The organism is Nostoc sp. 'Peltigera membranacea cyanobiont' 232 (assembly GCF_002245985.1).
Taxonomy (GTDB): domain Bacteria; phylum Cyanobacteriota; class Cyanobacteriia; order Cyanobacteriales; family Nostocaceae; genus Nostoc.
In genome coordinates this window covers 132,708-148,155 of record NZ_NOLK01000001.1, presented here as the reverse complement: position 1 = coordinate 148,155, position 15,448 = coordinate 132,708, and the positions used below count along the sequence as shown (strand labels likewise).

The following is a 15,448-nucleotide window of genomic DNA, read 5'->3' as shown; positions in this document are numbered from 1 at the left end:
GCCTCGTAGGAGAGGGGTTGGGGGAGAGGTTCTTTCAGGATTAATGAATCGGTGTTCTAGGAAGGTGCAGTAATGTTAGAAGAATTTGATGTCAGCAATCTTTCCTTGCTTGATTTATTCAACATGGAAGTAAAAGCCCAAGTTGTGGTATTGAATGATTGCCTGTTGGCACTGGAAACTAAGCCCGATCCCCAACCAGAACTGGCAGCTTTAATGCGGGCAGCCCATTGCATCAAAGGCGCTGCGCGAATTGTCCAAATCGATCCGGTTGTCAACCTTGCTCATGCGATGGAAGATTGCTTTGTTGCGGCTCAAGAAGGGAAAGTTACCTTAACTGCCGATCGCATTGATGTATTGTTGCAAGGGGTAGATATGCTCCTGCGTATAGCTGAAACGTTTACAGCTAACCCAAATTTGCAGATGTTAGAAAATATCGGCATTCAATCGTTAGTGAGTGCGATCGCTAATATCCTAACTCTAGAGGCAACCTCTACAGAAATTCATCCCCTAGTAACAACAGCGCAGTTAGAAGACAACCAACACACAACCCTTATTTCCCCATCCCCATTAGAAGAACTGGGCATCACCCAAAATCGGGCGGTGCGAATGAGTACTGAAAATCTCAATCGCTTGATGGGTTTAGCTGGAGAGTCTTTAGTTGAGGCGAACTCTTTAGAACCATTTGCTAACTCTTTGCTGAAGCTGAGAAACAATCAGGGGGAATTGTCCAACCTTCTGGAGAAGTTACAGGATTTATTGGGCAACTATCATCTGGATCGGCAAATTAAGGAAACCTTGAGTGCAACTCATCAAAAAGCTAACGAATGTTACCAGATGATGAGCGATCGTCACAACGAACTAGAAAAATTTTCTCAGCGTTCTGCTAACCTTGCCCAACGCCTATATCAAGAAGTTATTGCTACCCGAATGTGTTCCTTTGCGGATGGGGGACAGGGATTTCCGCGAATGGTACGCGACTTAGCAAGACAATTGGGTAAACGGGTGAAACTGGAAATCTTTGGTAAGTCTACTCTGGTAGATCGAGATATTCTAGAACGCCTAGAAGCCCCATTGACTCATATCCTGCGAAATGCGATCGATCATGGCATTGAACCGCCCCAGGAACGTCTAGCAGCCGGAAAGCCAGAAGAAGGAATTATTCGGATTGAAGTTACCCATCGCGCCGGAATGCTGTTTATCACTGTTGCAGATGATGGACGGGGAATCGATATCGAGTTTTTGCGCCAAGTAGTCATCGCCAAACAACTGACAAACCCAGAAATGGCTGCCCAACTTACCGAAGTTGAGTTGATGGAATTCTTATTTTTACCTGGTTTTTCCACAACTCAGACTGTCACCGAAATTTCGGGTAGAGGTGTGGGGCTGGATATCGCCTATAGCACAGTGCGGGAAGTTGGCGGAACGCTGCGGGCAATTTCTGTGTTGGGAAGGGGCATGACCTTTCACTTGCAGTTACCGTTGACGCTATCTGTGATTCGCACCCTGTTGGTGGAAATTGCCGGCGAACCCTATGCTTTTGGGCTGACACGTATTGAACAGGTGTTGATATTATCCAGGTCTAAGATTGCTGTATCGGAAAATCGCCCATTTTTCGTGATGAATAATCAACCTGTGGAGTTGATTATGGCAAGTCAAGTTTTAGAGTTAGCCTCGCCTGCGGTTAATATAGAATCGCTATCAGTGATTGTAATTAGCGATCGCCTCAACCGTTATGGATTAGTTGTAGATCGGTTTCTCGGTGAGTGCAGTTTGGTTGTTCGACCTTTAGATCCCCGCCTTGGTAAAGTCGCCAATATTAGCGCCGCTGCCCTCATGGATGATGGTTCGCCAGTGTTAATTGTCGATGTCGAAGATTTGGTACGTTCGATTGCGAAGGTGTTTTCTAGCGGACAACTCTCTCAAGTAAATCAGTCTACTCATCAAGCAGTTACCAAAATTTACAAGCGAGTCTTAGTAGTGGATGATTCAATCACCGTGCGCGAAATGGAGCGCAAACTCTTGGAAAATAATGGTTACAAAGCTGAAGTTGCAGTTAATGGTATTGATGGTTGGAATGCAGTCCGTAGCGGCGATTATGACTTAGTGGTGACAGATATTGATATGCCCCGGATGAACGGCTTTGAACTCACCAGCCAGATAAAAACTCATGCCAAATTGAAGCAAATACCTGTGATTATCGTTTCTTACAAAGACCGAGAAGAAGACCGATTGCAAGGGTTAGAAGCAGGTGCAGACTACTACCTCACGAAGAGCAGCTTTCATGATGACACTCTATTAAAGGCGGTGATTGACTTAATTGGAGAAGCTTGATAAGAATTCGTAATACTTGCCATTCGCGTAGCATCACGTAGAGAAGGCGAGAAGCAAGCTACGTAATTCGTAATTAAGAAAGATAGGTTCATGCATAGCGTTATTTTGGAGAGATGCCATAACCTGTGAGAATTGCGATCGCTAACGATATGTTTATGGCTGTAGAGGTATTGCGGCGGGTTATAGCAAAAATACCAGATTGCAAGCTGGCGTGGATTGCCTACAATGGTGCGGAAGCTGTGAGCAAGTGTGCGGCTGATACTCCCGACTTGATTTTGATGGATGTGCTGATGTCCAGCATGGATGGAGTAGAAGCGACACGGCGCATTATGAGCCAATCTCCCTGCGCTATTGTCATGGTTACTGCTAGCGTCAATCGCTATGCAGCCCAGGTTTTGGAAGCAATGGGCTATGGAGCCTTAGATGCCATCAACACGCCAGCATTCGGTGATGATGGGCTATTAATAAAAATTGCCACGATCGCCCGCTTAATTGGTAAATCCTCACATCGGCGATCGCCACCTGTCCATCACTCAAAATCACTCCCACCCCTAATTGTGATGGGATCTTCCACTGGTGGTCCCCAAGCATTGAGAACTATTCTCTCCCAATTTCCCCAAGACTTTCCGGCGGCTGTGGTTGTTGTTCAACATATAGATGCCCAATTTGTTCAAGGTTTTGCCACCTGGTTAAATGAGCAAATTTCTATGCCTGTACAAATTGCGATCGCAGGCGCATCACTACAACCTGGTAAAGTTCTGCTTGCTGGCACAAATCTTCATTTGGTGATGCGTCCCGATCTCACCCTTGACTATGACAAAGAACCACTAGATTTTTCCTACCGTCCATCGGTGGATGTTTTCTTCAGGAGTGTGGCTAAACATTGGACTGGAAAGGGAGTTGGGGCGTTGCTGACAGGGATGGGTCGAGATGGCGCTCAAGGCTTAAAACGATTGCGTGAAGCAGGTTGGCACACTATTGCCCAAGACCGCAAAACTTGCGTTGTCTATGGTATGCCGAAAGTAGCAGTGGAATTAAAAGCTGCGGTCGAGGTTTTGCCAGTTGAGGCGATCGCACCAGCCTGTATCAAGTTTTTATCCTAGCACATTTACGGATAAATACTTAATGTCTAATTACTTGATTATACTATCTAATTTCCTTAGGATTCACCTTGAATATCTTAGAATAATCAGTCGATCCAAATTGGACTAATTATTAAAATACCTTTACGAAGTATTTCAAATTACCATCCATACTGCTATACTATGATACAATCGCGACATCATAAATTAATTAATTTCATCTATTAGTTTGTCACTTTTTAAACAAACACCACTTAGAGGTGCTAAATGAACCTGCAAGAAACAGCACTCTCACAAATATCTCCAAAGACAGGAATATCATCACCAAAGTGGAGTGAACCACAAACCCCACAAAATGTGCCATTTATTCCAGATTCCAAAATATCCGCAGTCAGACTTTTGCTAATTGACGATCAGGTAATTATCAGCGAAGCCTTTCGTCGGATGATTGCGACAGAAACAGATATTTCCCTTCACTACACAAGTAATCCAGCAAAAGCTATTCAAGATGCGATCGCCATAGAACCAACGACGATCTTCTTGGATATGATCATGCCAGATATCGATGGATTAATGCTACTGCGTTGGTTTCGCTCTCATCCAGTAACTCGTGATATTCCGATCGTCATGCTATCTAGTAAAGAAGAAGCAAAGTTGAAAGCCGATGCCTTTGCTGAGGGTGCAAATGACTACCTAATCAAGCTACCCGATGCAGTTGAGTTAATTGCCCGCATCCGTTATCATTCTAAGGCATACAATAATCTCAAAGCACTCACTACCGCAACTGCTACTGCCCAACTTCAAGCACAACAGTTAGAACATACCTTACGAGAATTACAAACTACCCAAGTTCAATTGGTTCAAACTGAGAAAATGTCTAGCTTGGGTAGGATGGTTGCAGGTTTAGCCCACGAAATTAATAATCCTGTTAATTTTATTCATGGCAATTTTAATCATCTTAATAACCATGTAAATTGTTTTTTAAATTTAATCGAACTATATCAAGCAAAATATCCTGAATCCTTACCTACATTGGAAGATGAGTATGGTGATTTTAACTTGGATTTTATCATCGATGATTTACCAAAAATTCTTTCATCTATGAAGATAGGAACCGATCGGATTCGTGACATTGTGCTGTCCCTCAGAAACTTTTCTCGACTCGATCAATCAGATAAAAAAGCTGTTAATATTCATGACGGTATTGAAAGTACTTTATTACTTTTAAATCATCGCCTACATCCTAAAATTGAAATTATTAAAAAATATGGAAATCTACCATTGGTTCAATGTTATCCAGCCCAACTAAACCAAGTATTCATGAATATTCTTAGTAATGGCATTGATGCTTTACTAGAGTTAGATAATCATCACCAAAAGCAAATTGTGATTAAGACTGAAGTAACTGAATTGGAAACAGTCATAATCACATTCAGAGATAATGGTAATGGAATAGATTCCGAGATCCAAAGTAAGATATTCGATCCTTTTTTTACAACCAAACCTATCAACAAAGGAACGGGATTAGGTTTAGCAATTAGCCATCAAATTATTGAGAAACATGATGGCAATATCCAGCTAAAGTCTGAACTTGGTTATGGAACGGAATTTGCAATTGAAATTCCAATAGCGTTACCCGTTAATCATAAAAGCAACACTTAACTCATCGGTTTTCTTGAATTGCCGTGGAGAAAGCGAACTTATTAGTCATTGGTACTAATGACTTCCACCAAAAATTATAAGTTAATAAATCTATAATTCTTATACGCGATCGCAATCCATAATTTATATCATCGAATCTAATGATGAACTATGAATCATTTGCTACAGCTTGCGTGCATGGGATAAGTGACGTTAGTGTTAAAAGAATTGTGCAAAGCAAAACTCTCATCCCAGAAGTCGAGTAGAAAGCTAGAATGGCAATTCCAAATAAAGAAGTCAAATCTAATACAGATATTTTAGATAATAGACGCACCCAAACTTGCATCCAAGTTCGCATTCCTAAAGACTTACATGAAGAACCAGTCATTTCACGACTGACTTCTCACTATGGTGTCACAGTAATTATTGCTGCGGCTCAAATAAGCGTAAATGTGCCAGAATGCAGCTGTTTCGACCTGGAACTGCGGGGAACTATTTCCCAGATTGAAAGTGCCCTAACTTACTTGGATGAACTAGATTTAGAAGTTTTGCACCAATCCAGCCCTGAAGAAGATGGGTGGTAAATCTTAGTTAGGAGTTAGGAGTTAGAAGTTAAAAAATTCATAGTTCATAACTCCTAACTTTTAACTCTTAACTTTGTTTAAGCCATTTGATTTTCAATCGCCCACCGCGCTAGTTCAGTGCGGTTGTGGAGATTAGTTTTGCCCAACATATTGGACACATGGCTTTCAACCGTGCGCTGACTAACATTTAGTTCTTCAGCAATTTCTCGGTTAGCTAAACCCCTAGCGACAAACTGGACTACTTTCAGTTCGGTTGGGGTTAATTGCACATCGAAGGGAACCTGGATACGGGAACCGTTTTCGCCTCCTTTAGCTTGGTGCTCTTTCCAACGGATAGTTTGTTTCAGTGAGGATTCAACTTGTGCTACGAGTTCTTCTGGTTCAAAGGGTTTGACCATATAAACATCAGCACCTTTATTCAGACCCTTAACTCGGTCTGCACTTTGTCCCTTAGCTGAAAGGAAAAGAACCGGAATCCAACTGGTGCGTTCGTTTTGCCGGACTTGTTCCACAAAAGTATATCCGTCCATTTCCGGCATCATCACGTCGCAGATAATCATGTCTGGAACATCTTGCTCTAAAATTTCCAGAGCTTCACGTCCATTTTCGGCGGTGATGACTTCGTATCCCCGGAATTCTAAGTAATCCTTCACCAGCAAGATGAGGTTAGGGTCATCATCAATCAATAGAAGTCGTTTGTGATCTTTCATGCTGGGCTCTTTCATAGCAGTGGCACTTGTCGCGCTTCGGTCCATCAAAGTCTTGAATATTTATCCTCTATGGTGGGTTATTTCGAGATATTGTCCTTTTTCCTACTTAACTTGCCTTTGCTGTCTCGAAACCTCAAAAATGCCGAGCACTTTCAAGAGACTAGTAGCTCGATAGCAAAAGTCCAGCAAGGATACGTATAGCAGTAGTATCTATAATGCGCTATTATATATCGCATTGAAAGTGGCGGGCGAAAAAACACTGATTAAATAATAATCCTTCTAACTCACAAGTAAGTATTGGCTTAAAGATGACCCTACCTCAAAACCAACCCGCACTTTCTTAAAGCTTACTGCTCTACCATATCCTTCGGTTGCCAAGCCTCGATGAGGTGTTCACAAGAAACTAGGGAAGTTTCTGGCAAAGGATGGTTTAAAAATGCATATTCTTCTACCACCTTATTGCCTATTAAGTGTTCTTGAACGATCCGCTCAATAACTTCCAATTTTGCTTGGCGATACCAGACACCATCAGGGTAAACCACTATTATGAGTCCAGAACAACAAACACGCAAGCAGTTGGCTTTAGTTCCATAGACGCATAAGGGATAATTCTGTTGCGGCTCATCAAGTTTTAACTCTTTAAGTCGCTCTTTTAAGTATTCCCTGGATTCCAGACTAGCTCGTTTTGAGCGGCAATTAGCAATTGTCTGGTCAGCGCAAATAAAAATGTGTCGCTGAATCTTTGCAAGTCCTAAACTTTCTACACAATTACTCAGGGGCTTATCTTCTAGAGATTTAGTGGATTTGGGGATTTGGTGGCTGGGCTGGATCACTGTATTGTTACTCATCAAGCGGCTCCCTGATTACAGTTCTATAACAATTTGCAAGGTTTGCAAATAAAGTTGACTGAGAAGGGAATGAGGTCTTGGGCATTGATAATTGGGAAAACTCTTCACTACTCCCAACTCCCGACTCCCTTTGACCATATAAAAATATACGTAACTTACAGGACAGAACCCGCAGAGTAAAAATAATTAGGCATTTATACTTAAGTACACCAACGCTCTCCTAGTTCGGGAACCCGTACTAAAGGAATTCTTGCCATTGGATGCCAATTTTCGGTAGATTAGCACTCAGGGGTTGAGAGTGCTAATCTCTGGAGAAAATAATTATGGCAGCCTTATCTTTAAGCGTTTCTACAGTTAAACCTTTGAGCGATCGCGTTTTCGTAAAAGTGAACGCCTCAGAGGAAAAGACCGCAGGTGGTCTGTATTTGCCCGATACTGCCAAGGAAAAGCCCCAGGTAGGGGAAGTAGTTGCCCTTGGCCCTGGCAAGCGTAACGACGACGGTAGCCGTCAGGAATTGGAAATTAAAGTCGGCGATAAAGTGCTGTACTCCAAGTACGCTGGCACTGATATCAAGCTCGGCACCGAAGAATATGTACTGCTTTCTGAAAAAGATATTTTAGCAGTAGTTATCTAATTGTCATTAGTCACTGGTCATTAGTCATTAGCCAATGACAAAAGACAAAAGACAAAAAACAAAAGACAAAAGACAAATGACAAAGGACAAATAATATGGCAAAGCGCATTATCTACAACGAAAACGCCCGTCGCGCCTTAGAACGAGGCATTGACATTTTAGCTGAGGCTGTAGCTGTTACCCTTGGCCCCAAAGGTCGTAACGTAGTTCTAGAAAAGAAATTTGGCGCACCGCAAATTGTTAATGACGGTGTAACGATCGCTAAAGAAATCGAATTAGAAGACCATATTGAAAACACTGGCGTAGCTTTGATTCGTCAAGCTGCTTCTAAGACCAACGATGCTGCTGGCGATGGCACCACCACTGCTACCGTTTTAGCACATGCGATCGTTAAAGAAGGCTTGCGGAACGTTGCAGCAGGTGCTAACGCGATTTCACTGAAGCGCGGGATTGATAAAGCTACTGCCTTCCTGGTAGAGAAAATCAAAGAACACGCCCGTCCGGTAGAAGATTCCAAAGCCATTGCCCAAGTTGGTGCGATCTCGGCTGGTAATGACGAAGAAGTTGGTCAGATGATTGCCCAAGCAATGGACAAGGTGGGCAAGGAAGGCGTAATTTCCCTAGAAGAAGGGAAATCTATGTTTACCGAGTTGGAAATCACCGAAGGGATGCGCTTTGACAAAGGCTACATCTCTCCCTATTTCGCCACCGATGCTGAACGGATGGAAGCGGTTTTTGATGAACCTTTCCTACTGCTGACCGATAAGAAAATCGCTTTGGTACAAGACTTGGTACCAGTGTTAGAGCAAGTAGCTCGTGCTGGTCGTCCTTTGGTAATTATCGCCGAAGATATTGAAAAAGAAGCTTTAGCAACCTTGGTAGTAAACCGTTTACGCGGTGTACTCAACGTGGCTGCTGTTAAAGCTCCTGGCTTTGGCGATCGCCGCAAAGCACTACTAGAAGACATCGCTGTTTTAACTGGTGGTCAACTAATCACCGAAGATGCTGGTTTGAAGCTAGATAACACCAAGCTGGATAGCCTGGGTAAGGCTCGCCGCGTCACCATTACCAAAGACAGCACCACAATTGTTGCCGAAGGTAACGAAGCTGCGGTTAAGGCTCGTGTCGAACAGATTCGTCGTCAAATCGACGAAACCGAATCTTCTTACGACAAAGAGAAACTACAAGAGCGTCTTGCTAAACTCTCTGGTGGTGTCGCTGTAGTGAAAGTAGGTGCAGCGACCGAAACCGAAATGAAAGACAAGAAATTGCGCCTAGAAGACGCAATCAACGCCACTAAAGCTGCTGTGGAAGAAGGTATTGTTCCTGGCGGTGGTACAACTCTGGCTCACCTTGCTCCTGAATTGGAAGTTTGGGCGAAGGAAAATCTTAAGGATGAAGAGTTGATTGGTGCTTTGATTGTCGTTCGCGCCTTACCTGCACCTCTGAAGCGAATTGCTGAAAACGCCGGTCAGAATGGTGCTGTAATCGCTGAACGCGTCAAAGAGAAAGAATTCAACGTTGGCTACAACGCTGCAACCAACGAATTTGTTGACTTGTTAGCTGCTGGTATTGTTGACCCTGCTAAAGTGACTCGTTCTGCTCTGCAAAACGCTGCTTCCATTGCTGGCATGGTGTTGACAACCGAATGTATTATAGTTGACAAGCCTGAACCTAAAGATGGCGCTCCTGCTGGCGCTGGTGCTGGCGGCGGAGACTTCGATTACTAATACTTTGTAGTTACATAAGTTGAAAAACAGCTGCTTCCCTTGTGGAGGTGGCTGTTTTTTTGTGTCAAAAGAAGAGGAAAAGGGTGAGTTACGACAACGCTTGTAAATATTTAGCTGAATAGTACCCTGCTGATTTTGTGCGTTGGTTACTTGGGGTAGAGGTGCAACAAATTGAAGTCTTAAAAACGGAACTCACGCTTGAACCAATTCGTGCGGATTCTGTGACATTTTTGCAAGCAGCTAACCAAATTTTGCACATTGAATTTCAAACTTTGGCGAAATCTAATCCGGCGCTTAATTTCCGAATGCTCGATTATTCTGTGAGGTTGAAGCGTCAATACCGTTGTGCTGTAGTGCAAGTGCTAATCTTTTTGCAAGAAACTACTAACGAAATTGCTTTTACCGAAGAATATCGGGACAATACGACGATTCACCAATATCAGGTTGTTCGTCTTTGGGAGCAAGATTCAACACTATTTTTAGTTAATCCGGCGCTGTTACCTTTAGCAAGTTTGACGCGAACTGACTTGCCACAAAATCTACTGGCACAAGTGGCTGAACAAGTCGCTACAATTCCAGATATGGAGGAGCGACAAAATATTGCGGGTTGTGTAGAAATTCTGGCGGGTTTGCGGTTTGAGAAGGATTTGGTTCGTCAATTTTTACGGGAGGATATTATGAAAGAGTCTGTAATTTATCAAGATATCGTTCAAAAGGAAGCGTTTAAATTGATTAGTCGTCTACTTAAACGGCGTTTTGGTGATATTGATGGATCATTAGTTGAGCAGGTTCGGAATTTATCCGCTGAACAGTTAGAGGATTTGGGAGAGGAACTGCTTGATTTTTCCGAAATTGCTGATTTGGTAGCTTGGTTAGAGCAGCAGTAATAAGCTTAATCAAATTGTGAAAGCTGCTGTTTTATGAAGCGGTTATTTTTATTTTATTTGTACCCTAAGTAGAAAAAGAAGTTAATTTAGAGGCAACTGTTTATAAAAGTAAAAATCTTTGCATCTATGTCACAGTTAACAGATGCTTTAGACAGAATTCTAAATTGGTTGCAGCAAAACAAACCTTCTTATGCTTATTCTCTGCAACCAGGATTGGCTTATGAAGAAATTGAAGAAAAAGTTAAAAACTTGCCCTTTCGCTTGCCAAGAGAAGTTTATGAACGTTACCAATGGCGGAATGGCATGATTGATGAGGATAGTGAGTTTTTCTATTATTACCGATTTCTTCCATTAGAAGAAGCATTACAGGTAGAGAAAGTAGTATCAGAAAATTTTGGTTTATCATTGCCATTTGGATGGTTTCCTATCTTTGATTTTGAAAAGGAAGGTTTTGCTGTTATAGGTGCTGAAAAGAATACAGACAGTTCGCCTGTACTTAATACTTATCTTAGTGATGATATCCGGTATACCAATTTAACTAATATGATACAGTGTATAGCAGAGTGCTATGAAACAAATGCTTATTACATAGATGAAAGCGGTCGTTTGGAACAAGACAATAAACTAGCAAAAACAATCCTACGAAAGTATGAACCGGAATTAAATTATATTGGAGAAGCGAGGTTTGAAGTAATTAATAATTCTGATGGCTCTCAGGTTATGACTAAGTATCATCCAGACAATATAATTTTAGAAACTCGAATTATTGATGCGAAAGGAAATACAAAGGAATTAAGCAGTTACTTTCAAGGTAAAGTTTTGCGTAGGATGACATCTAGCTATAAGATGGAAGGTTTTTATAGTTATATACGTGATGAAAATTGGTTGAATGACCACGAGAGAAATGAAAAATTTGAAGTAGAGTATCAATATAAGTGTGTCATGACTAAAATAGAGCGCCGATACATCAATGGAGTTCTTAAACAAGAAATTATACATCCTGATAAACCACGCGATCGCACATTTTTAATCTTTACATTCTTAATTGTTCCTCTCATTCGCATTCTTAGCTTCTTGCTAGTTATATTCTCTTCACCTAAAAAACATAAGCAAAGTTAAGCTAGAGGCAACTGTTTATAAAAGTAAAAATCTCTGCATCTATGTCACTGTTAACAGATGCTTTAGACAGAATTATAAATTGGTTCCAGCAAAACAAACCCTCTTATGCTTTTTCTCTGCAACCAGGATTAGCTTATGAAGAAATTGAAGAAAAAGTTAAAAACTTGCCCTTTACCTTGCCAAGAGAAGTTTATGAACTTTACCAATGGCGGAATGGTATGCGTAGATGTAAAGGAGAAAAAATAGCGCAGTTTTTTCATGGATACACTTTTCTTTCCCTAGAAGATGCAATTGATGAATACAACCAGCTAATAGGGTTGTGTGATGATCCTGAATTTGATTATGAGTGGGATAAAGATTTAAATGAAGAATTAGCTGAAATGGTTGATATGACAAATGGATTTATTATTCCAGAACTAAATAAAGAAGAAAATGAATTACAAGTAGAAATTGTTAATGCTGATATTTGGAAATCAGATTGGGTTCCTATTTTTTATCATGACCCTAAGTCATATATAATTGTTACTTGTAAAGATAAATATTTTGCATTTATTTCAGAAATATATCTACAATCAATTGAAGATGGAGAACAAAAAACTATTTTTAATAGCCTCACAAATATGATGTTAGATATAGCAGAACGCTGTGATACAAGTAAATAAAATAGGGTTACTTTCAGAATTAAACTAGATTTCATGACTCCCTGCGGCTTGACGATGAAAAACAAAGCCAAAGGTTTTTAAGATTTTGATAATTTGTCTGTAGCTAAACCCAGCTAGCCGTCCCATGAATTAACTACTGACCTACAATTAAAGGATAGTTAAATTGTTCAGCTATTGGCTGCAAATAATTTAGTTTTTGATTCTGAGATTGTGCTTCTAATAACTTACTCGCTACATCACGGGCAATTTCTAAAGTTTCAGCAACAGTCCGTCCTTGAGCTACTAAACCTTGAAGCTCATCAGATATTGCTAAATAAACGCCTTCAGGTAATTTCTCAATGTGGATGTTTAGCAATCTTTCCATTCTTGTATGTAGATATTACTGTTTGGAGCGGTTTAATTGTTATGATATCGCTTTTCTGAATTACAGCGATCGCACAATCTTCTAGCTTCAGAGGATGTTTTAAAAGTCTCCTTGTCACTATCAAAAGTTATAAATACTTCTAAGTCCCCCTTTTTAAGTATAAAAAAATATCCCCTACCTCAGATTCAAAAAGCAGGGGTTTTGTTAAAGCTATTTAACTGAAACGGCATCAACATCAATAGTGCTTGCAGTGGTAGTAGAAGCTTCAGTAGTATTAGGTGCTTCAGTGCCTAGATCGCCCTTACGAGCTTTCCAGCCTTCAATCACCAGTCCAGACACTTCACTAACTAGCAGAGTCAAAAGGAAAACATCATCAATCTGTCCCGCAACGGGTATAAAATCTGGGAGAATATCAATTGGACTGACCAAATAGACTAGCGTTCCTAAAATTACCCACCAACGGTACTTCGGGTTACGAAGCACATTGCGATACCAGGTGTAAAGTGATTGGATTGAAAATTTCATATTTTTAACCTCCAGTTATCTTTAATTTTGACAAATTATCCTAAAAACTCCCGGTGGGAATAACCGTCCTAGTTAGTCTGGATGACGCTACTCGTAATTTTCCACCAAATACCTACTCTGTAATTATCCACAAGAGTATAGGATTGCAAGGGTTTCATTGATTCGGACTGTAAATTTTATTTTTGCTGTGCTGTAGTAGTAATTCCCTAACAACAAATAAATTGTATAGATGTTGATTGTTTATTTTATAGGGGAATCCTTTACAGCGTTAGAAAACAGGGTAGAAGAACGCACCGCCGAACTCAAAAGCGCTTTGAGTGAATTGCAGCACACTCAAGCACAAATGGTTCAAAGTGAAAAAATGTCTAGTCTGGGTCAACTGGTGGCAGGTGTGGCATATAAAATCAACAACCCGATGAACTTTGTTCATGGCAATATTACCTACCTACAATTGCCTACCCAGCACTAGGTTTGTCAACCAGTCTGAGTCAAATACGCCATGCTTACAGTGTCTTTTTAGCTTTTCGATAAATTTATATTTTGGAAGTCCCTCATTTTGCATTAATCTCTAGAATTAAAATGCTTTAGCACATTTGCTCTAGTTATGGAGGGAGGAAACTTAAACAGTGGATATTTTAGATTTATTTTATAAGGGCGGGCCAGCGATGTGGCCTTTGCTTGTCCTATCGGTTCTGGCTTTTAGTGTGATTTTTGAGCGTCTGTGGTTCTGGCTGCGAATTTTGACTCAGGAAAAGCAAATAGTCGATCGCATTCTGGATGCTGCTCAGGATAATTGGCAAGCAGCTGCGGACATTGCCAAACAAGCAAGTCATCAACCTGTCGGACGTTTTCTCTATGCCCCCTTACGTTTTCCAAAAACTGATGTGGAAACCTTTCGATTAGCACTTGAGGCTACAGCAGAAGATGAATTGGCTGGAATGCGGCGGGGTGAAAAGCTTTTAGAAGCCGTGATTGCCCTCGCGCCCCTGCTGGGATTATTGGGTACTGTTTTGGGTCTAATCCATTCTCTTCGCGCAATTCGGATTGGCGATTTGGGAACTGAATCGACAGCTGGGGTAACTACTGGTATTGGTGAATCCTTAATTAGTACGGCAACAGGGCTAATAGTTGCCATTATTAGTTTGGTATTCTATCGCCTATTTCAAAGTTTTGTAGTTAACCAAATCAAAGTTTTTCGGAAGGCAGGGAATGAAATGGAATTACTCTACCGCCAATCCCCCCCTGATTTTAGTAATAGTACATCAGCAATTGTGCGGGAAAATTTTACTCCACCCCGTAAGCCAGGAAAGACTAGGTTGCCTGAACCTCCTGAACCACCTAATGCAGCTAATTAGTCCAGCAAGAATTCAACCCGAAAACCAGACGTTTAAATTGAGAAAATGAAAGTTAATCTACATACCCCAATTGAAGAAGTCCAAATCCAAATCATTCCTTTAATTGATGTTGTTTTTTGTATACTGATATTTTTTTTATTAGCGGCATTACAATTTACGCGGCAACAGGAAATAAATGTTGATTTGCCCAAAGCCAGCCCTAGTACAGTATCTGGAATAACATCACAGGGTGGAAGTTTGATTGTAACTATCGATGCCGTCGGCAATACTTACATAGAAAAACAGCCTGTAAAACGCGACGATTTGGGAGCGAGGTTAAAACAGTATCTCCAAGCAAACCCCAGTGCTATTGTGGTGCTGAATGCTTCGCGAACAGCAACTTATAATGATGTGATTGAGACATTGGATTTGTTACGGCAAGTAGGAGGCGATCGCGTTTCTTTGGGAATTATTCCTGGCCCATCTCAACTACCCACAAACTCACTCAACCAGCCTAATATTCCCTCTTTCCCAATCAATCCTGGTACAGGAACAGTTCCAGGCATCAATCCTGAAGGCAATCTTAGCCCTAAATTTCCTTTAGCACCTAATTCTGTACCCTTACCTGGCCTAAGTCAGCCTCCAACTGGACAAGGTATCAGTCCTATCAATCCTGGTATTTCCAACCCACCAGCATCCAAAGTGCCTGTAGCACCCAAACAAACCCAACCTCCTCTGAAAAGATGAAATAGGAAGTATGGGGGATTGGGCACAAAAGGCAGAGGAGCAGTTCTTGCTGGGTGCAAGGGGAAGAATTAAAAATTACTTTTTTCCCTTCTGCCCCCTGTTTCCTTGCTCTCCTGCTTCTTCCTTATTCCCTCTGAAGCTTTTTCTCAATCCTAAAGATATCTAAAACAAAATTCGGTTAGCGATCAAACTTCTGCTAATTTACAAATAATTGGTTGAGCTTTAAAGATTTTTACACCGATAAACTGA

15 protein-coding genes and 1 pseudogene are annotated in these 15,448 nt (G+C 41.2%); 12 read left to right on the top strand and 4 right to left on the bottom strand.

The features are described from left to right. The first annotated feature begins 72 nt into the window (after positions 1 to 72). From CDG79_RS00645 to CDG79_RS00630, 4 genes are all read left to right on the top strand, one after another. Positions 73 to 2,331, top strand: a complete 2,259-nt coding sequence (locus tag CDG79_RS00645) for a hybrid sensor histidine kinase/response regulator (RefSeq protein WP_094339681.1) — start codon at positions 73 to 75, stop codon at positions 2,329 to 2,331. A 125-nt stretch (positions 2,332 to 2,456) separates the two neighbouring features. After that, entirely contained in the window at positions 2,457 to 3,434 is a 978-nt protein-coding gene (locus CDG79_RS00640) for a chemotaxis response regulator protein-glutamate methylesterase (protein ID WP_094339680.1), read from the top strand. Between the two features lie 246 nt (positions 3,435 to 3,680). Continuing rightward, positions 3,681 to 5,075 carry an ATP-binding protein gene (locus CDG79_RS00635; RefSeq protein WP_094339679.1) on the top strand — a complete coding sequence of 465 codons (1,395 nt, stop codon included), beginning with the start codon at positions 3,681 to 3,683 and terminating at the stop codon, positions 5,073 to 5,075. A 254-nt stretch (positions 5,076 to 5,329) separates the two neighbouring features. After that, positions 5,330 to 5,638 carry an NIL domain-containing protein gene (locus CDG79_RS00630; protein ID WP_094339678.1) on the top strand — a complete coding sequence of 103 codons (309 nt, stop codon included), beginning with the start codon at positions 5,330 to 5,332 and terminating at the stop codon, positions 5,636 to 5,638. A 77-nt stretch (positions 5,639 to 5,715) separates the two neighbouring features. On the opposite strand, the gene CDG79_RS00625 is transcribed toward CDG79_RS00630, so the two are convergent. Both CDG79_RS00625 and CDG79_RS00620 read right to left on the bottom strand, forming a co-directional pair. Next, positions 5,716 to 6,393, bottom strand: a complete 678-nt coding sequence (locus CDG79_RS00625) for a response regulator transcription factor (RefSeq protein WP_012407592.1) — start codon at positions 6,391 to 6,393, stop codon at positions 5,716 to 5,718. Positions 6,394 to 6,695: 302 nt separating this feature from the next. Further along, a complete protein-coding gene (locus CDG79_RS00620) occupies positions 6,696 to 7,196 on the bottom strand; it encodes a (2Fe-2S) ferredoxin domain-containing protein (protein ID WP_094339677.1) in 501 nt (166 codons plus the stop codon). A gap of 323 nt (positions 7,197 to 7,519) precedes the next feature. Here CDG79_RS00620 and groES point away from each other — a divergent pair, with 323 nt between their 5' ends. From groES to CDG79_RS00595, 5 genes are all read left to right on the top strand, one after another. Then, positions 7,520 to 7,831 carry a co-chaperone GroES gene (groES, locus tag CDG79_RS00615; protein WP_069071443.1) on the top strand — a complete coding sequence of 104 codons (312 nt, stop codon included), beginning with the start codon at positions 7,520 to 7,522 and terminating at the stop codon, positions 7,829 to 7,831. A 95-nt stretch (positions 7,832 to 7,926) separates the two neighbouring features. Beyond that, positions 7,927 to 9,561 (top strand): chaperonin GroEL, encoded by a 1,635-nt coding sequence (gene groL / locus CDG79_RS00610; RefSeq protein WP_094339676.1) that lies wholly within the window; start codon positions 7,927 to 7,929, stop codon positions 9,559 to 9,561. A gap of 137 nt (positions 9,562 to 9,698) precedes the next feature. Continuing rightward, positions 9,699 to 10,448 (top strand): DUF4351 domain-containing protein, encoded by a 750-nt coding sequence (locus CDG79_RS00605; RefSeq protein WP_094339675.1) that lies wholly within the window; start codon positions 9,699 to 9,701, stop codon positions 10,446 to 10,448. A 126-nt stretch (positions 10,449 to 10,574) separates the two neighbouring features. Next, positions 10,575 to 11,567: a hypothetical protein gene (locus tag CDG79_RS00600; RefSeq protein ID WP_094339674.1), complete on the top strand. Its 993-nt coding sequence runs from the start codon at positions 10,575 to 10,577 to the stop codon at positions 11,565 to 11,567. Between the two features lie 41 nt (positions 11,568 to 11,608). Then, entirely contained in the window at positions 11,609 to 12,229 is a 621-nt protein-coding gene (locus tag CDG79_RS00595) for an SMI1/KNR4 family protein (protein WP_094339673.1), read from the top strand. Between the two features lie 133 nt (positions 12,230 to 12,362). Here the strand turns inward: CDG79_RS00595 and CDG79_RS00585 are convergent, their stop codons facing one another. Both CDG79_RS00585 and CDG79_RS00580 read right to left on the bottom strand, forming a co-directional pair. Beyond that, positions 12,363 to 12,593 (bottom strand): type II toxin-antitoxin system HicB family antitoxin, encoded by a 231-nt coding sequence (locus CDG79_RS00585; protein ID WP_094339672.1) that lies wholly within the window; start codon positions 12,591 to 12,593, stop codon positions 12,363 to 12,365. Positions 12,594 to 12,803: 210 nt separating this feature from the next. Further along, entirely contained in the window at positions 12,804 to 13,118 is a 315-nt protein-coding gene (locus CDG79_RS00580) for a YkvA family protein (protein WP_094339671.1), read from the bottom strand. A 253-nt stretch (positions 13,119 to 13,371) separates the two neighbouring features. On the opposite strand from CDG79_RS00580, the pseudogene CDG79_RS00575 reads away from it, so the two are divergent. The 3 genes and pseudogenes from CDG79_RS00575 to CDG79_RS00565 all read left to right on the top strand — a co-directional run. Next, a pseudogene (locus CDG79_RS00575) lies at positions 13,372 to 13,581 on the top strand (MASE1 domain-containing protein); the annotation flags it as partial. Between the two features lie 163 nt (positions 13,582 to 13,744). Further along, a complete protein-coding gene (locus CDG79_RS00570) occupies positions 13,745 to 14,473 on the top strand; it encodes a MotA/TolQ/ExbB proton channel family protein (protein ID WP_094339670.1) in 729 nt (242 codons plus the stop codon). A 45-nt stretch (positions 14,474 to 14,518) separates the two neighbouring features. After that, entirely contained in the window at positions 14,519 to 15,199 is a 681-nt protein-coding gene (locus CDG79_RS00565) for an ExbD/TolR family protein (protein ID WP_094339669.1), read from the top strand. Positions 15,200 to 15,448 lie beyond the last annotated feature (249 nt).